The 22469-nt window shown below is 47.8% G+C and carries 22 protein-coding genes; 11 read left to right on the top strand and 11 right to left on the bottom strand.

Annotated elements, in window-relative coordinates; genetic code table 11:
• Complete coding sequence (locus tag EAT1B_RS09810) at positions 1-1638, top strand: iron ABC transporter permease (protein WP_015880418.1); 1638 nt, start codon at positions 1-3, stop codon at positions 1636-1638.
• Positions 1638-2345 carry an ABC transporter ATP-binding protein gene (locus EAT1B_RS09815; protein ID WP_015880419.1) on the top strand — a complete coding sequence of 236 codons (708 nt, stop codon included), beginning with the start codon at positions 1638-1640 and terminating at the stop codon, positions 2343-2345. Before EAT1B_RS09810 ends, EAT1B_RS09815 begins: the two co-directional genes overlap by 1 nt.
• Positions 2346-2391: 46 nt before the next feature.
• Here EAT1B_RS09815 and EAT1B_RS09820 read toward each other — a convergent pair whose 3' ends face one another.
• From EAT1B_RS09820 to EAT1B_RS09835, 4 genes are all read right to left on the bottom strand, one after another.
• Positions 2392-2838, bottom strand: coding sequence for a hypothetical protein (locus EAT1B_RS09820; RefSeq protein ID WP_015880420.1), 447 nt, complete (start codon positions 2836-2838; stop codon positions 2392-2394).
• A gap of 104 nt (positions 2839-2942) precedes the next feature.
• Entirely contained in the window at positions 2943-3842 is a 900-nt protein-coding gene (locus EAT1B_RS09825; protein ID WP_015880421.1) for a class F sortase, read from the bottom strand.
• A 19-nt stretch (positions 3843-3861) separates the two neighbouring features.
• Positions 3862-5205 (bottom strand): copper amine oxidase, encoded by a 1344-nt coding sequence (locus tag EAT1B_RS09830; RefSeq protein ID WP_015880422.1) that lies wholly within the window; start codon positions 5203-5205, stop codon positions 3862-3864.
• Positions 5206-5290: 85 nt separating this feature from the next.
• Positions 5291-6070 carry an AraC family transcriptional regulator gene (locus EAT1B_RS09835; RefSeq protein WP_015880423.1) on the bottom strand — a complete coding sequence of 260 codons (780 nt, stop codon included), beginning with the start codon at positions 6068-6070 and terminating at the stop codon, positions 5291-5293.
• A 123-nt stretch (positions 6071-6193) separates the two neighbouring features.
• Here EAT1B_RS09835 and EAT1B_RS09840 point away from each other — a divergent pair, with 123 nt between their 5' ends.
• Positions 6194-7843: an alpha-glucosidase gene (locus EAT1B_RS09840; RefSeq protein WP_015880424.1), complete on the top strand. Its 1650-nt coding sequence runs from the start codon at positions 6194-6196 to the stop codon at positions 7841-7843.
• Between the two features lie 103 nt (positions 7844-7946).
• Positions 7947-8453: a flavodoxin domain-containing protein gene (locus tag EAT1B_RS09845; RefSeq protein ID WP_015880425.1), complete on the top strand. Its 507-nt coding sequence runs from the start codon at positions 7947-7949 to the stop codon at positions 8451-8453.
• Here EAT1B_RS09845 and EAT1B_RS09850 read toward each other — a convergent pair.
• Positions 8417-10015, bottom strand: coding sequence for a glycoside hydrolase family 55 protein (locus EAT1B_RS09850; RefSeq protein ID WP_015880426.1), 1599 nt, complete (start codon positions 10013-10015; stop codon positions 8417-8419). The genes EAT1B_RS09845 and EAT1B_RS09850 overlap by 37 nt on opposite strands.
• 261 nt (positions 10016-10276) lie before the next feature.
• Between EAT1B_RS09850 and EAT1B_RS09855 the strand changes: the two genes are divergently transcribed.
• From EAT1B_RS09855 to EAT1B_RS09870, 4 genes are all read left to right on the top strand, one after another.
• The gene (locus EAT1B_RS09855; protein ID WP_015880427.1) at positions 10277-10477 is read left to right on the top strand and encodes a cold-shock protein; all 201 of its coding nucleotides are present in this window, start codon (positions 10277-10279) and stop codon (positions 10475-10477) included.
• Positions 10478-10594: 117 nt separating this feature from the next.
• The gene (locus EAT1B_RS09860) at positions 10595-11008 is read left to right on the top strand and encodes a pyridoxamine 5'-phosphate oxidase family protein (RefSeq protein ID WP_015880428.1); all 414 of its coding nucleotides are present in this window, start codon (positions 10595-10597) and stop codon (positions 11006-11008) included.
• A gap of 183 nt (positions 11009-11191) precedes the next feature.
• Positions 11192-11698, top strand: a complete 507-nt coding sequence (locus EAT1B_RS09865; RefSeq protein ID WP_015880429.1) for a DoxX family membrane protein — start codon at positions 11192-11194, stop codon at positions 11696-11698.
• Positions 11699-11778: 80 nt separating this feature from the next.
• Entirely contained in the window at positions 11779-12075 is a 297-nt protein-coding gene (locus tag EAT1B_RS09870) for a DUF3817 domain-containing protein (protein WP_015880430.1), read from the top strand.
• A 21-nt stretch (positions 12076-12096) separates the two neighbouring features.
• Here the strand turns inward: EAT1B_RS09870 and EAT1B_RS09875 are convergent, their stop codons facing one another.
• Positions 12097-13350 carry an MFS transporter gene (locus EAT1B_RS09875; protein ID WP_148209483.1) on the bottom strand — a complete coding sequence of 418 codons (1254 nt, stop codon included), beginning with the start codon at positions 13348-13350 and terminating at the stop codon, positions 12097-12099.
• 110 nt (positions 13351-13460) lie between these two features.
• Here EAT1B_RS09875 and EAT1B_RS09880 point away from each other — a divergent pair, with 110 nt between their 5' ends.
• The gene (locus EAT1B_RS09880) at positions 13461-14651 is read left to right on the top strand and encodes a helix-turn-helix domain-containing protein (protein ID WP_015880432.1); all 1191 of its coding nucleotides are present in this window, start codon (positions 13461-13463) and stop codon (positions 14649-14651) included.
• A 4-nt stretch (positions 14652-14655) separates the two neighbouring features.
• Here the strand turns inward: EAT1B_RS09880 and EAT1B_RS09885 are convergent, their stop codons facing one another.
• Both EAT1B_RS09885 and EAT1B_RS09890 read right to left on the bottom strand, forming a co-directional pair.
• Positions 14656-15663 carry a S66 peptidase family protein gene (locus EAT1B_RS09885; RefSeq protein ID WP_015880433.1) on the bottom strand — a complete coding sequence of 336 codons (1008 nt, stop codon included), beginning with the start codon at positions 15661-15663 and terminating at the stop codon, positions 14656-14658.
• 63 nt (positions 15664-15726) lie between these two features.
• Positions 15727-16053 carry a helix-turn-helix domain-containing protein gene (locus EAT1B_RS09890; protein WP_015880434.1) on the bottom strand — a complete coding sequence of 109 codons (327 nt, stop codon included), beginning with the start codon at positions 16051-16053 and terminating at the stop codon, positions 15727-15729.
• A gap of 106 nt (positions 16054-16159) precedes the next feature.
• Here EAT1B_RS09890 and EAT1B_RS09895 point away from each other — a divergent pair, with 106 nt between their 5' ends.
• Positions 16160-16963: a VOC family protein gene (locus EAT1B_RS09895; RefSeq protein ID WP_015880435.1), complete on the top strand. Its 804-nt coding sequence runs from the start codon at positions 16160-16162 to the stop codon at positions 16961-16963.
• A 13-nt stretch (positions 16964-16976) separates the two neighbouring features.
• On the opposite strand, the gene EAT1B_RS09900 is transcribed toward EAT1B_RS09895, so the two are convergent.
• Positions 16977-17969, bottom strand: a complete 993-nt coding sequence (locus EAT1B_RS09900; RefSeq protein WP_015880436.1) for a 5'-3' exonuclease H3TH domain-containing protein — start codon at positions 17967-17969, stop codon at positions 16977-16979.
• A gap of 199 nt (positions 17970-18168) precedes the next feature.
• Positions 18169-19491, bottom strand: coding sequence for a hemolysin family protein (locus tag EAT1B_RS09905; protein ID WP_015880437.1), 1323 nt, complete (start codon positions 19489-19491; stop codon positions 18169-18171).
• Between the two features lie 189 nt (positions 19492-19680).
• Here EAT1B_RS09905 and EAT1B_RS09910 point away from each other — a divergent pair, with 189 nt between their 5' ends.
• Positions 19681-20478 carry a glucose 1-dehydrogenase gene (locus EAT1B_RS09910; protein ID WP_015880438.1) on the top strand — a complete coding sequence of 266 codons (798 nt, stop codon included), beginning with the start codon at positions 19681-19683 and terminating at the stop codon, positions 20476-20478.
• Between the two features lie 33 nt (positions 20479-20511).
• Here the strand turns inward: EAT1B_RS09910 and EAT1B_RS09915 are convergent, their stop codons facing one another.
• On the bottom strand, positions 20512-22467 hold the full coding sequence (locus tag EAT1B_RS09915; RefSeq protein WP_015880439.1) for an ATP-binding protein: 1956 nt from the start codon (positions 22465-22467) through the stop codon (positions 20512-20514).
• Positions 22468-22469: the final 2 nt, after the last annotated feature.

Consider the following 22469-nt stretch of genomic DNA (forward strand, 5'->3'; position numbering starts at 1 on the left):
ATGAACTGGCACGCAGTAAAACGACAACTGAATGGATGGGCGATCCTTAGCTTTCTCGCGATTTTATTGATCGTCTTGCCGGGAATTGTCGTGCTCGTCGAATTGTTCGCCCCGGTCAATGACAATTGGCAGCACATTCAGGAGTACCTGTTGCCCCGTTACGTGAGAAACACGTTGTTCATTATGGTGGCTACCGGTGTCTTGACGACCGTGATCGGGACGAGTCTCGCTTGGTTCGTGACCGTTTATGATTTCCCGTTCCGTCGCTTCTTTAAATGGGCACTCATCCTGCCGCTCGCGATTCCGCCTTATATCGGGGCGTATACGTATCACGGCATTTTAAATTACACCGGGGTGATCCAAACGACGCTACGAAATCAGTTCGGGATCACCGTCGATCAGTCGTACTTCAACATCATGTCGATTCAAGGAACCGTGTTTATTTTCACGTTGTTCCTCTATCCATACATTTATACGATTACACGAGCGTTTCTGCATAACCAGTCATCCTCGATGATTGAGAACGCACGGATTCTCGGTCGCGGCTCATGGGACATCTTCTTCACCGTCGTCATTCCGATTTCTCGAGTCGCCATCATCGGCGGTGTCAGTCTCGTCTTGATGGAAGTGCTCAACGACTATGGTGTCGTGAAATACTTCGGGATCCAGACGTTCAGTACCGCTATTTTTAGCACATGGTTCGGGATGAAGGATACGTCGTCGGCGCTGAAGCTTGCGGGCACTCTCATGATTCTCGTCATCGCTATTTTGACGATGGAACGACTCGTCCGGGGACGGAAGCAGTTCAGTTACGCTTCGACGAAAGTAAAGCCGCTCAAACCGAGACCGCTGCAAGGCTGGCATCGCTATGCGGTATTCGCATATGTTTCGCTCGTCTTTGCGATTGCATTCGTCATTCCGTTCACGCAGTTGACGGCATGGACGTTTCTGACGTTCGATACGGTCTTCACGGAAGAATTTTGGCAACTCGTTTGGAATACGGTACGAGTCGCCTTTACCGCAACCGTGATCATCTTACTGTTCGCACTCATCATTGCGAACTATACACGACTCTTCCCGTCGAACATGACGCGTGTCATTTCGAAAGTGACGACGCTCGGGTATTCGATTCCGGGAGCGGCCATTGCCATTGCGGTCATCACGCTCTTCTTGTGGCTCGATGACAAAGTGCTCAATTTGGCACGGGCGCTCGACTTGAGTCAAACGTTCGTGTTCCGCACGACGCTCATCATGCTCATCTTTGCCTACGTCATCCGCTTCCTCGCCATCGGCTACAACTCGATCGAGAGCGGGTTTGAGAAGGTCGGGAAGTCATTCACGGAAGCATCCCGTATGCTTGGGTGGAATACGGTCCAGACGTTCTTCCGCGTCGATATCCCGATGATCAAAGGCGCCATCATGAGCGCGTTTATCCTCGTCTTTATTGATATTATGAAAGAGTTGCCATTGACGCTCTTTTTACAACCATTTAACTTTTCGACGCTTGCGACACAGGCGTTCAAATACGTGAGTGATGAGAAGATTCACGAAGCGGCACTCGCTTCCATCGTCATCGTCCTCATGAGTGGACTGTTGATATTCGTTTCCCATAAGGTGCTTGATAAGGAGGCCGACTAATGTTCGTTCAAATCAACGATTTACATTTTAGCTATAAAGGTGCGCATGAAGAGACCATCAAAGGGTTCTCGATTTCGATTACAAAAGGTGAAATCGTCTCGCTTCTTGGGGACAGCGGATCGGGGAAGAGTACGATTCTCCGTTTGATCGCAGGACTCGAGATGCCGAACCAGGGCGTCGTCGTCGTGAATGACTGTGTCTGTTGCGACGATTGTCAGTTCATGCCGCCAGAAGATCGTGGCGTGGGGATGGTCTTCCAAGACTACGCACTCTTCCCGCACATGACCGTTGAAAAGAACATTCGATTCGGTCTTCATAAACTGAACCGCAAGGAGCGGAATGCGCGTGTCGAAGAGATGCTCGCGCTCGTCAACTTGACGGAGTTCCGTCACCGTTATCCGTACGAACTTAGTGGGGGACAACAACAGCGTGTCGCGCTCGCGCGTGCGCTCGCACCGAAACCAGCACTGTTGATTCTAGATGAACCATTTAGTAACCTCGATACGTCACTTCAACACCGGATTCGCGACGATTTGCGTCGTCTCTTGAAGCAGACAGGTACGACAACGATTTTCGTAACGCACGATGAGGAAGATGCCGAGGCACTTGCCGACCGGATTGTCTACCTTGGAGAAGGCAAAATTAAAAAGCAGATCATGACGGAGAACAACAAGACGTTCAACCCGCAAATTCCTTGCTTCGTATAAGTTCCGCGCACTCATTGATGAATGGGTGCGTTTTTTTGTGGGTCCATCATTCAATGAAGCGATGGTCTATAACAGATAGATGTTCCTGCCAATCTGGCCAAGAGGACTGGAGCGATGTAATCAATTCGTTCCCCCCAAAGCTAATCGTACTTTCGTGAGATGCGTAAATGACCCAGTTCATGTGTTGGTCAAACCAATAACGTTCTAGATAACGTCCGTCATAACAAGGATCCAAGGAATCGGTATCGATTTGCCAGAGCGTAAGGTCCTCATGTAGTTCAAAGACGACATCCGCGCCTCGACGCGATATCCATTGTTGGATTTCCTTAATTTTTTGATCATCCTCTTCAATATAGTCACTATCGAATGCGATCACATCGGGGCGCCCAGCAGTCGATAGAGGGTACCAATAGTGTGAATCGGTCACACCCCAAATGGCGCGAATTCTTCTTTTTACTTGACTGGCGAGAGGTGATGAAAGTTGAGTCCTCATGACGTGTAAACTCCTTATCCTAAAGTTGATGTATGTGTTGCTATCTTCACTATACATGGGAAATAGAAAAACGTCCTTAGCGTTTATCTAAGGACGTTTCGTGCCTACTTCGCTGTCTGAGACGGTTTCGACTCATTTCCAAGTTGGTCAATCGCAGTCACGTAGTAGGATGCATTGTTCTCATTTGTGACCTCGATACTTTTTCGTGCATGGGATGGGATACTTTCGATATGAGTCGCTTTTCCGTCGATGACTTCATAGATCCGATATCCAATCACGCTCTCTTGACGAACGGCGTGCCATGTCAATAAGTTACCTTTTAGTTCGACTGCCGTCGGTGTCTCGAGATCGACAGTTTCGTTCAGTTCGGTATCCACCAGCTCTGTATAGACGACGAATCGTTCATCATAGCCCCCGTCCCCGAACGTACCCGAACAGGTAATCAAATTTAAGTTCCGATTTGATGTGGCACCGAAAATCTCTTCGATTGGCGCGGTTTTCGTATCATAGCGTTCTGTTTTTGTGACGCGGAACCGGAGTGTGTTACCCGCTTCATCTTGAATCAGAACGTCATCGCCTTCTTTGAGTTGATCGAGTTGATAAAAGATAGCCGGGCCGGTCTTGCTGTCGACATGACCGGCGATCACGGCATTTCCTTTGCTCCCTGGTGTGACACCAGGTTCGAACCACCCGACCTGGTTCTCGTCTTCTGGTACGCCCATCTGTCCATTGTCTAGGACCCCAACTTGTTCAATTGCCGTATCGACATCAATTTTAGGGATCTGGATTTGAACAGGGGTGACGGCCTTGGCGTTTTCTTCTTCCTCGGCTAAACGTAGCTTTTTCACCTCTTCCTGTAGAAGTGAGAATTCAGCCGTTAAATCCGGGCTCTCCTCTATTTGTTTTTCTTCTACAGGTGGTGACGACGATTCTTGGGCGCTCGTCCACGTCCAGAAGCTAAAACAAAAGAGAGAGAGCGCCAGAAACAAAAGGCGCTTGTTCATGGGACTCCCTCCTTATTGATTATTGTTCAGACACTTTACGTTTGCGAAGCGTTACGAAGGCGAGTAAGATTCCGCCAAGTACAGCTAATCCAGCGTAGAGTGTGTTCATTGATTGTTCTTGTGCACCACCGAGACCTGTTTCAGGCATCTCTTCAGGCATCATTGTTTCTTCGAACTTGTCAGGCATTTGTGTCACGATCGCGTTACCGAGTGTTTCACCAACACCGAACATGAACGCATATCCTTCACGGAATGACATCCAAGCCGCTTCTGCATCGCCAGCGACATATTGATCGAATGTGTCGAGTACGAGCGCTTCGTGCTGTTTGATTGCTTCTTCACCGGCAGCTTGTGGTAAGTTACCTTCTGTTGCTGCATCGAGGAATGTGCTGAAGTCGACAGCGAATTGGTCGAGGCGCATCCGCGCATCTTCAATCATCGCTTCGTCGCCTTCGAGTGTAGCGGCAACGATGTCACCTTGTGCTGTGATGTGATCGGAGTTCCATACTTTCTCGAACTGTGCTGCCCCTTCGTCACCATATACGGATGCGATGGCTGCTTTGAAGTCGAGTGTGTTCTGGTCTTCTGCCCATGTCACGTAGTCATAGTCCTCTGCTTGGTCGTACCCTTTTTGCATACCGATCGCAGCGAGGGCGAAGTGCTCACCTGCAAGACTGTTCAATGTTGAGCGGAGTTCAACAGCTGGTGTGTCGGCCCCAGTTGTAAATTTGTCAGGCATTTGTGTGACGATTGCACCCGAGAGAGCTTTACTGATGTTGAACATGTGCTTGTAGCCTTCACGGAACGTCATGTAAGCTTCTTCGTAATCTCCTTCGACATAGTTATCGAATACAGAGAGGACTTGGTCTTCATGAAGTTCGAGTGCATCAGCTGCTGCGTCCTTCGGTAAGTTCCCTTCTGTCGCTGCGTCGAGGAATGTTGAGAATTCTTCTACGAACTCATCGACTTCCGCTTCCGCTTCCATGCGTAGTTCTTGGTTGTCTGATTTTGCCGCTTCTACGAAATCAGCTGAGTAGTCGTTATGACCACGGAAGATTTCCTCGAATTGTGCAGCGCCTTCTTCACCGTAGATGGAAGCAATGGCTGGTGTCATGTCGAGCGCGTTTTGATCGAGTGCTTGATCCGCGACCTCAGCATCTGCTGCCTCGTCGTATCCTTTCATCATCGATGTGACGGCTAAGACGTAATGCTCAGATAAGAGTTGATCGAGTGTGGCGCGAAGGTCACCTGCTGGTGTACTTGCTGTCGGCGTGTGATCCGCTGCCTGTGCGTTGACTGGTACGAGTAGTCCTAAGGCTAGTGCCGGTGCTACGATTTTGTTTAACGTCTTCTTCTTCTTCATGGGTAATCGCTCCTTTTCGTAAGTGAGTGTTGTCGTTATTTACACCCATCTAACGGAGCGGTTCAAAAAATGGATCACTCTTTTTTTATTTTTTTTCGTTTTTTTGTTGAAGAGTGCGATAAACCCCTGGTGCTACGCCATATTTTCGTTTAAAAATTCTGTGGAAATATGGATAACTTCGAAATCCAGACAGTTCCGCTATCGTTTCTAACGAATGTTTTGTATAGCGCATTTGCTCTTCGGCAAGCTGTAAGCGAATCGATTGTGCATATTCGATGATTGTCATCCCGGTCCCTTCTTTAAAGAGATGAACGGTCCGTGAAACGCTGAGTCCGACGGCGTCGGCGACGTCTGAAACTTTGAAGTCACTCGTGACGTGTGCTTCGATAAAGCGCATCATACGAGAGACGACTGGAGGTCGCGCCTGGGAATGCACATCTTGAATCGAACGATCGAGCATGAGTAGGAGTGCTTGAACGAGTGTTTCAATTAAAACGGCACTTTGTTCAGACGGTGGACGGCGCACTTCTTCCGTAATGTGTTGCCATAGCGAAAGAAGGCGTGAATCGATGGCGATGGTATTCAATCGCCCCCGTGGAGTCGCATGCCACCATGTATCGATTGAATGCCCGGTACAGAAGATATGATAGTCTCCGCTCGCGGGTGTATCGACATGCATTTCATAGAAGTCACCCGGACGAACAATCAATACGTCACCAGGTCGTGTGATCATCGTTTCCCCATTGACCACAATCCGAGCCGTTCCTGCCGTTTGTAAGCGAATCAGATACGTATCAAGTCGATTAGCAAATGGAAAAGTATAAGTCGTTGTATGGTATGAATAGCCACAAAAGCCGATTTCCATAATAATCTCCTCTTTTAATAGCAAGATTGTACATATCTTAATCATATCATGGATGGTCATGATTCCTTGGAGGCAGTACGATGAAAGCGTTGAAACGGAAATGAACTTCAAGGAGGACGTAACATGAAACAATGGTGGAAAGAAGCGGTCGTATATCAAATTTATCCACGTAGCTTCAATGACTCAAACGGTGATGGGATTGGCGACATTCAAGGAATCACGGAGAAGATGTCTTATTTGGCAGAACTCGGGATCGACGTCATCTGGCTCTCGCCGGTATACGATTCACCGAACGACGACAATGGATACGATATTCGTGATTACCGTGCCATCATGGACGAGTTTGGTACGATGGATGACTTCGATGCGATGCTTGAAGAAGCACACCGTCACGGGATTAAAATCATGATGGACCTCGTCGTCAATCACTCTTCGGACGAACACCAATGGTTCATGGAGTCACGTTCTTCAAAAGACAGCCCATATCGTGACTATTACATTTGGAAAAAAGGGAAAGATGGTCAACCTCCGACGAACTGGGGGGCTTTCTTCGGCGGCAGCGCTTGGCAGTATGATGAGGCGAGTGATGAGTACTACCTCCACCTCTTCAGTAAGAAACAACCGGATTTGAACTGGGAAAGCGAGACGCTTCGTCGTGAAGTGTACGACCTCATGACATATTGGCTCGATAAAGGGGTCGACGGGTTCCGGATGGACGTCATCAATATGATTTCAAAAGACCCGAGCTATCCAGACGGTCAAACGCAAGGAACGGGGTATGGAGACGGGACACCATTCTTCTTTAACGGACCACGCATCCATGAATTCATGCAGGAGATGAATCGTGAAGTCTTATCGAAATATGACACGATCACGGTCGGGGAGATGCCAGGGGTCAGTGTAGAGGAAGCAAAACTTTATACGGGTGAAGACCGAAACGAACTGAACATGGTCTTTCATTTTGAACATGTGGATGTCGGGAACGGGAGCTTCGGGAAGTGGAATCCGACAGACTGGAAGTTGACTGAGCTGAAGACGATTTTTTCGCGTTGGCAAGAAGGGCTCGAAGAGGAAGGATGGAACAGCCTGTACTGGAGTAATCATGACCAGCCCCGTGCCATCTCGCGCTTCGGGAACGATTCGCCTGAATATCGCGTCCGTTCCGGGAAGATGCTTGCGACACTTCTTCATCTATTGAAAGGGACACCTTACATTTATCAAGGGGAAGAGTTCGGCATGACGAACGTCGCGTTTGATTCAATCGATCAGTACCGAGATATTGAGACGTTGAACGCCTACCGTGATTACACATCAAAAGGGTTGTTAACGCACGACGAGATTTTCCGTGGCATCCATGAGCGAGGACGTGACAATTCACGCACACCGGTACAGTGGTCAGACGAAGCACATGGTGGATTTACGACAGGGACGCCGTGGATCGAGGTCAATCCGAACTATGTCGATATCAATGCGGAAGCGGCACAGAAAGACCCGAATTCGCTCTTCCATTACTACCGTCAATTGATTGCGCTCCGTAAAGCCAATCCGCTCGTTGTCTATGGAAAGTATGAGCTGTTATTACCGGAAGATGAGGCAATCTATGCGTTCACACGTTCGTTCGAAGGAGAGGCATGGCTCGTGCTTTGTAACTTCTCAGGTGACACACAACAACGTGACTTACCATATGACGTAAAAGAACGCGTCATCGGAAACATGGAACCGATTGAACCGTTCACCCTTCGTCCTTACGAAGCACAAGTGTATAAACTGTGACGAAAAGCTCGCCAGACGGCGAGCTTTTTTGAGTGGTCGCGTATCTTCTTCTCACGATTCGGGAATAGTGTAAGTAACGTCTGACATGAAAAGAGGGAACGACATGGGTACTTTAATCGCGTACTCTTCCAGATATGGAACGAGTGAAAAGGTAGCGTCTTTACTCGCTGAACGGTTATCGGGAGACGTTCATGTCCAAAATATCGTAGAAGAGCCGAACGTCATGTGGGAGACGGTGGATCACGTCATCGTCGGTAGTTCGATTCGGATGGGTACCATCCAGGACGAGATGAAAGAATGGTTGACGCTTCATGAAGCACACTTGCTAGAGCATCCTCTCGCTCTATATTTGTGTGCCGGGACACCGACGGAATCGGAGCGGATTCGCGAGCTAGAAGAAGCCTACCGTGAATCACTCCGCGAACATGCCTATTTCGTCGAGGTCGTCGGGAGCGGGTATGACTTTGAACGAATGGGATTTTTAGACAAAGCGATTGTCCGCATGATGGCCAAACAAAAAGAGAGTTCACTTCAACTTGATGATGCCAAACTGAATCAACTCGTGGAAGCGGCTCACACGTCTGAGCGCACCCGATCTGAAAATCCTTGAGCGAGTAGATCATGCACCTCAATCGGACTTTTCGTGGAGATGAGAACATCTCCGCTTTTTTTCTGTCCTTCAATCTGATGAAGAGCAAGGTGTTCAAGTTGACGACCGATTTTTAGAGCGATGGGTGCAGATTCTTGGCATCGTAAGGCATCGATAGTCACTTCATCGGTGCGGTTATCTCCCCCAAATAGTTCGAGGTCAGCTCGGGCTGTGGTAAACCCGCGCACGGCGATTCGTTTCAGTTGAACGCGTCTCGATTTGTATTGGATCGCAAGTGCCGGATGTTGTTCGTAATCGTAGGTCGGGTCGCCGATTGCAGTCAAACCATGAATCAAGACGTCCTGATAGGCCGATACAACCAGGCTTCGTGGTGAGGATTTTGTATAGAGTGAACTGTGAACCGGCTCGACGGACACTAAGTTTGTGCCTGATAGGAAGCGGGCTGTCTCTGAGTTCGGATCGTCTGCTAAATGATGACCGATGTGACGGAAGTTAAATGAACGATTGTCATGCACCGAAAGATGGCCGAAGATATGAACGTCGTGTGCGGCAGATGAGGTCCCATGTGCTTTTACTTCGATTCCGCCAAAACACCCTTCACTTTTATTGTTTACGAGTGTGACGTGCCGCGATCCGTCGTCGATCTCAATGCCGTTCGAGTTTGAGAATCCAACGGCGTGTGTTCGGCCGTGAGGATGATGACAATAGCAGTTCGTGATGTAGATGGCATCACTGTGATGTGTGGTGATTCCGTCATCCCCATAATTCGTCGCCTCGAGATGATCAAGATGAATATACCGACTGCCGTTTGCGGCACGGAGGCCGTCTCCTAAGTAATGATAATGTGGAGACGTGATGTCGAACGCATGAAGACCGGCATTTTTAGCCGTCACATGATGCACCCAGCCATACGTCACATGGGCAAACGTCAAGGCGCTCGATGTCGTGTCACCGCTCGTCGTCCGTTTCACATCGCCTAATCGTGCGACGTTCCAATCGAGTGTCAGGTGACATACCTCGATATGATGGTTTCCCGCAAATGGGGTGGCGTTTCGTAACAGTCTTCGATGCTTTGGCGCACGATCCGATAGTTTTAGAATGGTGACGTCCTGTCCGGCACCTTCTAACACGCAGTTCGAAGGAAGGCGAATGCCCCGAACGATATACACACCTGCCGGGACAAAGACGCGGCGGTTCGAGCGGAGGGCGAGACGAAAAGCGAGCGTGCAATCCGTTTGTCCGTCCCCGACGGCGCCATAGTCTGTCACATCAACACGTTGTTTTGTGACCTGCATTAGGTTCAAATATTCCGCATCGAGGCGGCGCATCCAAACAGGACGAACCATTCCGTCCATTTGTTCGAGCGGGAGTGACGTTTGAACAGGCGTAATGCGCTCAGTCATTGGAATTCGGCAAGGGATGGATTGTTGCTGCTCTGAGTAAGATGTCTCGCGCGTGGAGCGGTGCCATTCGAGTGTTCGCTGGATGAGGTCTTCTTCCGGCCAAGCGGAATAAGAGGCAATCATCGATGCGATTGATTGTGGGTCCTTTACGTTTTTCATAATAAATCCTCCTAGCATCATCTTCTCTAGCATGTACCCGTTTCACCTTGTTTTTTAGCAATCAGAAGTATTTACTAGACAGAAACATCTAGTCGTGTTATATTCAATATGTGCTTAATTAAGAATAGCTGGAATCATAATTCACAAGTGCTTGGGATTATTTTTCATTAGATAATCCAGAGGCTTGTATTTTTTTTGGTCAAGTTTTTTCTAGTAAGGCACTACTATAACGCATAGCGTTTATTTCAGGAGGGTTCATTCATGAACACAGGTAAAGTAAAATGGTTTAACTCAGAAAAAGGTTACGGCTTCATCGAAATGGAAGGCGGAGACGACGTATTCGTACACTTCTCAGCAATCCAAGGCGACGGCTTCAAAACACTTGAAGAAGGCCAAGAAGTAACTTTCGAAATCACAGACGGAGCTCGTGGACCACAAGCTTCTAACGTTGAAAAAATCTAATCTTCCTTTCTAAGGAATATGATACCTGCTCGCATCGGCGAGCAGGTTTTTTTGTGTTTAATCCCATAGTTTGAGGGAACAGTATACGAGCGACAAATCATGAAGGAGGAATTTGGAATGAGTGCAAAAGACACAGCGTTAAAGATTCTAGATGCAAGTAATGTCGGGACGATGGCGACCGTGTATAAGGTGAAACCCCACAGTCGTTACATGACATTTTTCCATGATGATTTCACACTCTACACGGCAACCTCGAACGATACAGATAAAGTAGAAGAGTTAGAAAAGAATCCATATACGCATATTTTAATCGGCTATGATGGAGATGGCGTGGGCGACACTTACTTAGAGATCTTCGGTAAAGCGACCGTGTCGGATGATGAATCGATGAAAGAGAAAGTATGGAACGAGAAACTCGAAGGATGGTTCGATGGTCCGGACGATCCAAAGCTTGTCATCCTTAAAATCGAACCGGAATCGATGCGCGTGATGAACAAAAAAGGTCAACCACCACAAGAAGTGACACTATAATCTCTTCAAAGACACCTAAATCAGGTGTCTTTTGTTGTAGATGAATGTGAATAGAATATGGCGTACATATGGACGAATCATGAACAAAGGAAAATACGTATGTGAAATAGTGAACATGAATGGTATATTGTGAATGTAATCACATTATAAATTTATTTAACTTCTTGAAAGGGAGGAATCATCATGTTCACGAAATTTTGGCAAAATCATAATGTCGCTACAGCCATCTTGACGGTGTTACGTGTATGGCTTGGTTATCATTGGTTAACGGCAGGTTGGGGTAAAATCACGGGAGGTTTTGGAACAGAAGGGTTCTTGAACAACGCGGTGACACTCGCTTCTGGAGAACATCCGGCCGTCGCTGGATGGTGGGCTGCATTCCTCGAAAACTTTGCGATCCCAAACGCCGGGCTATTCGATGTCTTGATTCCTTACGGTGAATTCTTGGTCGGATTAGGATTATTGCTCGGTGCCCTCACGCGTAGTGCAGCATTCTTCGGACTTGTCATGAACATGGCGTTCTTACTATCAGGAACGGTCAGTACGAACCCAACGATGTTGATCGTATCTGTCTTGATTTTAGTTGCCGGTCATAACGCTGGAAAAATTGGGGTCGACGGGTTGTTCCTTCGCCGTTTTGTCGACACGAAAGTGTTACATCGTTCACCAAATCGTCAAATAGCCTCGTAACTTTTATGCGTTCTCTTGTGACAAACCTCTCACGTTTCGGCTACGATAGATATAGCCTACAGAAATAAAGGAGAACGCATATGACTACGACTCATTTTAAATGGCTTGGCTACACAGAGGGTGTATCCTTCTTGTTGTTACTGTTCATCGCGATGCCGTTGAAATATATGGCCGGTATTCCACTCGCGGTCAGTATCGTTGGTGCAGCACATGGTTTCTTATTTGTGGCCTACGTGCTCGCAGCGATCTACATGGCATGGCGCTTGCGCTGGGGATTCAAAGTTTTGACGCTTGCTGTCATGGCATCTGTCATCCCATTCGGACCATTTTTATTAGAAAAACGGGTACTCCCGTCAACAGAGAAGACATCGAACTGATTCGTTCGATGTCTTTTTTCGTTACGATACACGTTCCATTGACTGGGCTGCATCTCGTTCTGCTTGGATGTCATGCCGGATTCGGTACGTTAGGACGAACGTACAGATGAGTAGACCCACCATGCAAGCGGTGTAGAGATGGGCAACCGAGACGAGGTCACTCAATACCCCGAATAGGATAAAGCCAATCGGTGTAATCCCCATCGCGAGTGACTCGAGTACCCCGATCACGCGTCCTAAATAGTTTGGATCCGTATTCGTTTGGAGGAACAATTGAATCGGGATGTTGACACGTACGATTAAGAAACCACTCAATAAAGCGAATGTAGCGAAAAAGAATATCGACGTGAGGACGTTGAAGTTAAAATATAATGGAATGGCAGGTCCGGCGAACAGGACACTAAGAATGGTCAACGCGGATCGCATCGTTGCTAAGCGATGTTTGATTTTGAATAACGGTAAGGCATGAAGTAAGGAAGCGACTAAAAAACCAATGGCGACCATGCTTTCAAGGAGTCCGAATTGAAACGGGGACACACCGACTTCTTGTAACGCGGCAATCGGGAACAACACTTCCGATGCGACAAAGAAGAAGTTCAAAAATGCGGCGAGGACGGCAACTGTCCATAAAACTCGTTGCTGCTTCAAATAAGAGAGACCAGATCGTACATCTTCCCAGGTCGATTGTTCGGTTGGCGCAACCTCTTTCTGATGAAATGCGAGTCGGGAAGCAAGCAAGGCGGCAATCATGAAGAATAGGGCTGAGCTGAATAAAAACGCTGGAATCGGTATGAGTTTAAATAGGGCCCCGGCAAGAAGCGGGGTACCGATGCTTGAAATGGAAATGATACTTTGAATGAGAGAGTTGGCGCGTTGCAGTTCATCTTCCTCAAATAAGAGGGGGATTGAACTCGATAACGTGACCGATAAGAAAGTGGAAACGATGGATAAGAAGAATGTGATGACGTAAAAAGCGGGTGCTTCAAACGTCCAAAGCAAGCTTCCCACACCTGCGAGTAAAAATAATCCCCCGTTCAAAGACTCCATCTTGATGATGACTCGTTTTCGGTCAAGTTTGTCCGCATAAGCGCCGGCAAATGGCGACAAAAGTACGCGTGGCAATGTGCCCGCCAGTAAGACGAAGGCGAATTGTAATCCAGATCCAGTCGTCGTCAATACCGTGAGTCCCGCCACGAACGTAAATAAGTTGGATGCGAACAGTGACATGAATTTACCGAGTAATAAAATCGATAAATTGGAAGAAAAGAATTTCACAGAGAACACTCCTTTGCAAATTAGTTAAATGTGATTTAACATTATCGTAAAGGCAACGAAGCGAGTTGTAAACATAAAGTTCAATATAATTTAACTTTTAGAGGTGGAATATGATTGGTGAGCGCATTAAAACATTACGAAAACAGAAAAAAATGACTCAAACGCAGTTAGCGGAAGGGATCGTCACGAAATCGATGCTCAGTATGATTGAAAATGGGAAAGCGGAGGCATCAATGCGTAGCTTACGAGAACTCGCAAGTCGGTTAGATGTCTCGATGCAACAGTTATTGACTGACCCGAAAGAAGCTGAACTACAGACGATGGTCGAACAGTTAGAATATGAAGAAATGACACTCGTTTCGCGTCCAGATCAAGAAATACGACAGATGCTTTCCCCATACTTAAAAGAAGAAATGAACTCCGTTTGGCAAGGTAAAGCATACATGTTGTACGGGGATACGTATTTTCAAGAAGGGGAAAACGAAAAGGTATTGACCTACTACGACCGCGCCATTGAAATTTTTGAGAAGCTAGGTGAATCTGATGAATTGGCAATGGGACGAATCAGCCAGGCTTATTATTTATTGATGTGGAATCGATATGAGGAATCGCTTGAACGGATTGACGCAATTGAACTTCTTGATGCGAAATACATGAAAGCGAAAACAAGAACTGAGTATGTCATGTTGATTGTCTTTAAAAATCTTCTTTGTGACGAGGATTTGGAAGATTCGATTCGACAGCTTGAAGACGTGCTCGAGTATATGAAACGGACAAGAATCTACTACCGTGCGGACGACGTGTATCGCACCATTTCGATTTGTGCGCTCTATTTGAACGATGAAAAGCAAGTTCGTGAGTCGTTACAAAAGGCGAAGCAATACATTCAATTCACGGAAGACCGCTTGGCAGAAATCAAAGTGGCACTTTCCGAAGCACTCTATGCGATGGAATATCGACATATTGATCTGTTAGGAGAAAACGTCAAGTTGATGGAATCACTCACGACAGAGATCGAGCCGTTCATTGCGGCGATTTCGATGGCGAAAGGGGTGTACTACGCTTTTCGAGGAGAATCAGAAAAAGGAAGAGAGTGTTTATTGGCATTATGGGAAAATCGAGACGAGTGGAAAGCACATAGTTTAGTCGATATCGCGATTTACTACGAAGGTTTATTAAGAGGAACATTGAACGGTTGTGGGGATGATTGGGTGCCAGTTATCGAAGAACAAGTAGCTGAATTCCCGCAAGGACTGTTTCGCAAACGTTTAGAGACATTGCTACAACAAATCAAGGGCTGACGAATCAGCCCTTGAACGTTTGAATCAATGTCCCTTTGCCATGCTCGACTTGGACGGATGCGTGTGCTCCATTGACGAGCGTCATTTGAGGCGGAACGTGTCCACAGTCGATATCGTAAAAAATCGGAACCTCTAACATGTGATGGAGTTCCTCATACACCATCTCGGCCGTATAGTCTTGATGGATAGATGGGGCGTCACTCCGTCCGAACAGAATACCAGACGTATGATCGAACCAACCGGCCCACTTCATTTGAAGGAGGGTCCTTTTTAATGCCGGAACGTTTAGCTCAGCATTTTCAAAATACCAAAGAATCGGCTCGTCATTCAGATGTTCGCGCTGGAACGTCTTGACGTCTCCATATGGTGTCCCGATTGTATGTAAGAGCACATCGAGGCATCCACCGAGCAAGCGTCCTGTTGCATTCTGACCGCCAATCGCTCTCCATTCGGTCGTTTCCGTCAGATGAAACAGATGTGGCGTCGGGTTGTCAAACTGCCATTCGTTTTGGAACTTCTCGGACGAACGTTGGATGACCGTCTCGTCGGTCCGCGTCGACAACACATCGAGCCAGCGTGAACTCGTCTCGTCCCACAAATCAGCACGTAAGTCGACTAAGTTTGGACCGTGGGCCGAGGCGATTCCAGTTTTTAGCGTATACACAAAAAGCAATAGACTCGTATCTGAATAGCCGAGCATCCATTTTGCGGGCAAGGACTGCCACTCGATTTGATCGAGGATTTCCATTAAGAGTTCCCCACCCCAGGGTGGAATGATCAAGTCGACATTGTCATCTTGAAATAGGGATGTCAGTTCATGTGCACGGACCCGAGCCGGAGCGGACTTCCCAAATCGTTGTTTCCACGCATTCGGAGTGAATTGCAATGTGAACCCTCGATCGGAAAACTTCTGTTCCGCTTGATGCAATAAATGGTGTAACTCTTCTGGTATACCTGATGAAGGGGCGGTGACACCGATTTGATGACCGGTTAACTGTGGATAACGAATCATGACAACCTCCTGTGGATAAGTGATATGTTCAGTAGGGAAAATGGGTTATCCACATGTGGACAACTAATTAGAGCGCATCCGTTCGGCATGACGCATTCCCCATTCGTTCATCGCTTCGAGAATCGGGATCAGTGTTTTCCCGTACTCACTTAAGCGATAATCGACACGGGGCGGAACTTCCGGGTAGACGGTCCGAATGACGATATCCTGTTCTTCTAAGTCACGGAGTTGAGCAGTCAGTATCTTTTGGCTGATCTTTGGTAACGCTCGTTTCAACTCACTGAAACGCAATGTATCTCCATTGATCAACACGAGGAGGATGGAATGTTTCCATTTTCCTGTAATCAGTTCGAGTGCCGTGTCGACTTCACAGCTTGTTATGTTGGTCACGTCGCTCTTCCTTTCCAATAGTATCGTTGAAGTAACTATACCACCTTTTTGTGCCTACTTCTGTAACATAAGCTGAGCGGGTATAGTGAAGGAGAGGTGATGATGTATGAAAATCGAGAAAATTGAACTCGGACCGGTGACGCTACGCGTCCGTGACATCGAACAGGTGACACGATTTTACGTAGACGTGATTGGGATGAGCGTCTTAGAAGAGAGCGAAGAGCACATTACACTCGGTACGAAGGAACGTCCACTTGTCATCCTGCACAGTGTCCCGCAAGCGAAGACGAATCCACGAGCGGCAGGATTGTTCCATTTAGCGATTTTATTTCCGAACCGAATAGAGTTAGGAAGCATGTTGGCGCATCTTATTGAGCGACGCGTCGAAGTGGGGCAAGGCGACCATCTTGTGAGTGAAGCCTTCTACTTGAGTGACCCAGAAGGGAACGGGATTGAATTGTATGCCGACCGCCCGAAGGACCAATGGACGTACGAGGCAAACGGCCATGTGAAAATGGCGACCGAGCCTGTCGACTATGAATCGATGCTTCAAGCGGCAGCCAATCGGCCGTTTACTGGTTTACCGATTGGCACGACGATGGGGCACGTGCATTTTAAAGTACGCTCAATCGAGGCGGCGAAACGTTTTTACCATGATCGGCTGGGCTTCTCCATTACGACGGATTCTTATCCAGGGGCACTGTTCCTAGCGGCAGATGGCTATCACCATCATATCGGGACGAACGTGTGGGCCCGTCCGAGTGATCCGATGGGAATGGAGACCGGACTTGAGTCATGGACACTTCTCGTCAATGAAGACACGAACCGAGCGTTAGGCGGAACGTCGTCTGAATGGACGTTGACTGATGAAGACGGGATTACCGTGCATATTAAAAGAACGGACGCTTGATGGCGTCCGTTCTTTAACGTGCGGATGTTTTCTTCTGACTTGCGTTAAACGAGAGACGAAGTCCGCGTTTTTGATACGCTTGCTCGACTCGTTTTGGGTTGAGGCTGAGCTCGAGATGAGCCAACTTCAAATGTTCAAGTGCCGGCACCGTGACATCGAGTCGAACGAGCTCCATGTTGCGCTCTGCTTTTTTGCGTGTTCGTCTCAAGTTACGGGGCACCTCCTCTGACGTCAGTGCCGCGATCGTTTCATTTACTTGTTGTCGTTTTTCACCTTTGATGCTCAAGGCAGAATACAGCTTATCGAGCGAACCGAATCGTTTGATGAGTTGAACCGATTGGCTTTCGTCGAGCCCGGCAACTGGAGGGATTCCGTCAGAACGGTCTCCTGTCAATGCTTTGACGGCTGACAGTTGCTTCGGTTTCAATCCTTCGTATAACGCTGCAATCTCTTCTGGTCGAATTTCTAAATGACGCTTGAGCGGCAACGGACGATTATCACGAATATCACAGCGAGCCTGCATTTGCTGAAGCTCCTGTGTTTGTAACCAAACGGTGATTCGTGGACTGACAAGCTGTAACAAGTCTTTGTCTTTTGTCATGATGACGACAGGGGCACTGCAACTGAATTTACGGGCGATGTGGGCAATCAAGTCTTCCCCTTCATACCCTTCTACTTGGAATTGTGGGATTCCACTATCCTCAAGCAGTTGGCGCATGAGTTCCATCTGCGCTTTCAATTCAGGCGGTGTTTGACGTCTGCGACGTTTGTAGCCCGGGTACAGTTCTCGACGCCATAATGTTTCACGTGAGACGTCCCAGACGACGACAAAATGAGTCGGACGATGTCTGCGTAGAATCGTCCGGATGAGGCCGGTCATTCCGATGACGGCACTCCGATCGTTTTTGGATACCTCGCGTCCTTTTTTCGTTCGGCTCGCGGCGGCACCATAATAAGCACTGGCCAGCATGGAGTTACCGTCAATCAAAAATAGTTTGCGTTCCATGCGTAACCTTCTTTCTATTTCTTTCTGTTTAAACCGAACATCTCGCCATGTTTCGGTGATGTTGTGTCATTGAGTGGGTGACACTCAAATAAGCAACATATGTGCAGTATATCACGGCAAGAGGCGAAAATATAGCGACAGTTCGGTGCAAACGTGAAAAACCCTTCTCCATATTTTAGAGAAGGGTTTGAAAGATGCATCATTCAGACAGTGGTTCTTCCTCTTCATGAGAGGCGAGAATCAAGTCGACGAAGACGATGCGGTGGTTATCGACTTCACTGACAATCAGTTCATGGTCGCCAGGTAAAAGGAAGCGTTCCCCCGTTCGCGCATTCGCTTTTTGTGATAAAACGAAACCACCGACCGTATCGACGTCATCCTCGATTTCGATGCCGAACCGTTCCTCCAGTTCTTGCGTTAAAACGAGTCCTGAAAGGCGGTAATGTTTCGGAGCAACTTCTGTAATTTCAGCCTGCTCATCTCGATCGAACTCGTCTCGAATCTCGCCGACGATTTCTTCTAAAATGTCTTCAATCGTCAACAGTCCTGCCGTCCCACCATACTCATCGATGACGAGACACATCATCGTCTGTGCATTTTGCATTTTCACCATCGCTTCTTGAAGCGGTGTGAACTCGGTGACGAGCGGCAATTGATGAATGAACGATTCGAATGGCGCGTCATTTTTTGAAAGTTGGGCAGTGAAGAGTTGTTTCGCATTCACGAATCCGAGAACGTCATCACGATCGCCATCTCGTGTGACGGGATAGCGCGTATACTGGTGCTCTTCTACTACGGCGATGATCTCTTCGATCGTATCTTCTTCATCAATTGTCACCATGTTCATTCGTGGTACCATGGCATCTTTGGCGATCCGTTCGTCAAAGGAGAAGATATTTTGAACATATGCCAATTCGTTTTCGTTAATCTCACCACTACGGAAACTTTCCGTCATAATGATTTTCAATTCTTCTTCAGAGTGTGCCGTTTCCTGCGCTGTCGTCTGTACCCCGAATAAACGGAGTGTGATTCGAGCCATACTGTTCAATGCTCGAATAAACGGATAGAAGATTTTTGTGAAGACGTAGAGCGGACGTGCGACGAGCAGCGTCAACTTCTCCGCTTCGTGAACCGCGAGCGTTTTTGGCACGAGTTCACCGATGACGACATGGACGAACGCAATCAATAAGAAGGCAATCAGAAACGACAAGAATGTCACGAGAGAAGGCGATATGTTCAATTGTTCGACCAATGTGTGGATATACGTTTCGATTTGATCGGCACCAATCCACCCAAGACCGAGTGCAGAAAGCGTGATTCCGAACTGCGAGGCAGAAAGGGAGTCGTCGATATTCTCGATGACTTTTTTCGCGCTGACCGCTTTCTTATTTCCTTCGAGCACGAGCTGGTCGAGTCGAGCGCCACGCACTTTCACAATTGAAAATTCGGCTGCCACAAAAAAGGCAGTCAAAAAGATTAAAAGTGCGACGACGAGTAAGCTGAGTAACATGGGACTGTCCAACAATTCCCCCTAAAATCGGGGAGTCACCTCCATTGAGTATAAGATCAAACGTCTTTCAGGCGTTTCCTGAAAACGAATAGTTTGTTTCAGTATAGTTGATTTGTTTCAAATATTCAAAATGCAGCCAATCATGTTTCATGAAGAGGGGAATGCGGGAACTAAACCCGAGAAGATGAAGGAGGAATTGACATGGCAAACTATCCAGAGTTAAAAGGTAAGGTCGCGGTCATCACGGGCAGCTCGAAGGGGCTCGGTCGTGCCATCGGGGAACGTTACGCAAAAGAAGGGATGAGCGTTGTCCTGAATTACCGCAGCAGTGAAAAAGAGATGGAGGAAGTCATCCGTGGCATCGAGGCAGCTGGTGGGAAAGCCGTCGCCGTGAAAGGGGACGTCGCGGAAGAAGGACTCGCGGAGAAGATGATTGAGAAAGCTATCTCTGAGTTTGGAAAGATGGATATTTTCGTGAATAACGCCGGCGTTCAAGTCGAGGCAAAAACGCATGAGATGGAGTTTGATAACTGGAAGCAGATTATCGATGTCAACTTGAACGGGACGTTCCTTGGTGTCCGTGCTGCTTTAAAATACTTCGTGGAGCATGAAATCGAGGGGAACATCATCAATATGTCTTCTGTTCACGAAGTCATCCCACGTCCAGGTTATACACATTACGCAGCCAGCAAGGGTGGCGTGAAAATGTTCACGAAATCCGTCGCACTCGAATATGCACCGAACCATATTCGTGTCAATGCGATCGCACCTGGGGCAATCGATACACCAATCAACGAAGAGACGATGAGCGACCCGGAAGAGAAGAAGGGATTAGAAGCGCTCATCCCATCTCACGTCATCGGGAAGCCGGAACAAATCGCAGCCGTTGCCGCTTGGCTCGCGTCGGATGAGTCGTCCTATGTAACGGGGACAACCATCTTTGCGGACGGTGGGCTTTCGCTCTATCCGTCATTTGGTCCAGAGAACAAAGTCCAATAAACAAGAGGGTGCGCTGATGCACCCTCTTTTCGTTTAGCTACTTATTTGATTGGTCATATCCAACTTGGGAAGGCTGACAGTGAACATAGAGCCTTTGCCGATGTTTGAGGTAGCGTGAATCGTTCCACCGTGACCTTCGGCGATTTCTTTACAAATCGCGAGACCGAGACCGGTCCCTCCGATTTTTCGACTGGCGGAGTTGTCGACGCGATAAAACTTGTCAAACAATTTTGGTAGCGCGGTTTGGGGAATCCCGATACCGTGATCTTCAATTGAAATGTCAATCCAATCCGGTCGTTCACATGCGACACGGACATTGATTTCGCCACCGCGAGGCGAATACTTCACAGCGTTGTGCAGGAGGTTCATGAAGAGTTGATTGAGTCGCGTCCGGTCTCCGTATACATAGACGTCTTCCGTGCAATCAAACGTGATGTGATGATGTTGGCTTGAGCCTTGATGTACCGCGATCGCTTGTTCAAGAATGGCGGATAGACGCTCCGGTTCGTTATGGTACGTCTGTTGTCCAGACTCCATCCGTTGTACATCGAGCAAGTTTGAAATCAAGTCTTCAAGACGCAATGTCTCTTGATGAATCATTCCTAAATACTTTTCGGAACGTTCGGCTGAAAGCTTTCGGAAACGAAGAAGTTCAGTGAATCCGATAATACTTGTGAGCGGAGTCCGGAGTTCGTGAGAGACGGTCGAAACGAGTTCGGTTTTCAGACGGTCGACTTCGGTCTCATGCGTCACGTCACGGAAAACGAGCATCGTTCCATGACGTGTTCCTCGCAAGTAAATCTTCTCCGCATACATTTGAATGAAGCGCTCCTCCTGATTCATCGAGAATGTGACGCTCTCTTCTTTACACTGTCCATCGAATGATCGTTCCATGAACGCGAAAAAGGCATCCTTTTGGTCGACCTGCAGTCCAAGCTCCTCAAGGCTAGCGTCTAAACGATATAAATCGACTTCATTTCGTTTCGTGATCGGTTGATTGAATAAGACGAACAACGCTTGGTTCGCTACTTTTTCGCTTGTTGCGTGTTCGACATAGATGACGGCATCGCGAATCGAGTGCAGAAGGCGCGCTGTCTTCTCACGTTCTTCTTCAATCCGATAGCGTTGTGTCGTGAGAGATGTAGCCATCTGTCGGAACGATGTTGTCAATTGACCGACTTCATTTTTAGATTGGGCTGCCGCCGGTGTGATTGGCTGTCGTTCTCCGGCAAGGCGCTTACTGTTTTCGATTAACTCCTGCAGTTGACCCGTTAAGCGTCTCACATATGGACGGGCGACGATGAAGAGAATGAAGAGGACGCCAAGTAATGAGAGGAGCCAAAGAGCTTGTGCCCACTTCGTATGGGTCGCAAGCTGAGCACGGAGCGCATCCTCTTCTGCGTTCAGTGAGTTCCGGTATTCCGTGAAGACGCTTTCCATATCGACGATGCTCGCACTCATATCTGCCGCACTTTTCGAATTGATTTTGAATTTACGATCTGCCGGTGGGTCTTTTTGAGGATTCACTTTCCCGAGTGTCGGCATCTTTAAGAAGGGTTCGGTCACACTCCCGTCCCGTTTTCCTGCTACATAACGTTCAAGGCTCGGCATGACACGTTCCTGATACGCAACAAACAGTGTGCGCGCATCGCTCGCGTACGTTTTTTCTTTCTCAGTCACTGCGTTCTGTTCGAACCAAAAGGTCTGTTCGTCAATCAAAACTTGTTTATCTTGCACACGTTCTAACATCGCGTCATCCCCAAGGAGGACATATCCGCGCATTTCATATTGCATCGACTGCCATGTCTCGAACAACTCGGTCGCATTTGTGCGTCGTTCACTGATGTTCTCGAGCGATGACGTCGTCTGTTCGATTTGGTTTTCCGTATACACATATACGGCAAGCGACGTGAGGAGGATCAGTCCGATGAATAAGTAGAAGACGAATAAAAATTGTCTCCCGATCCGTTGGTCAATCCATGACTTCATAA

The organism is Exiguobacterium sp. AT1b (genome assembly GCF_000023045.1).
Taxonomy (GTDB): Bacteria; Bacillota; Bacilli; order Exiguobacteriales; family Exiguobacteriaceae; genus Exiguobacterium.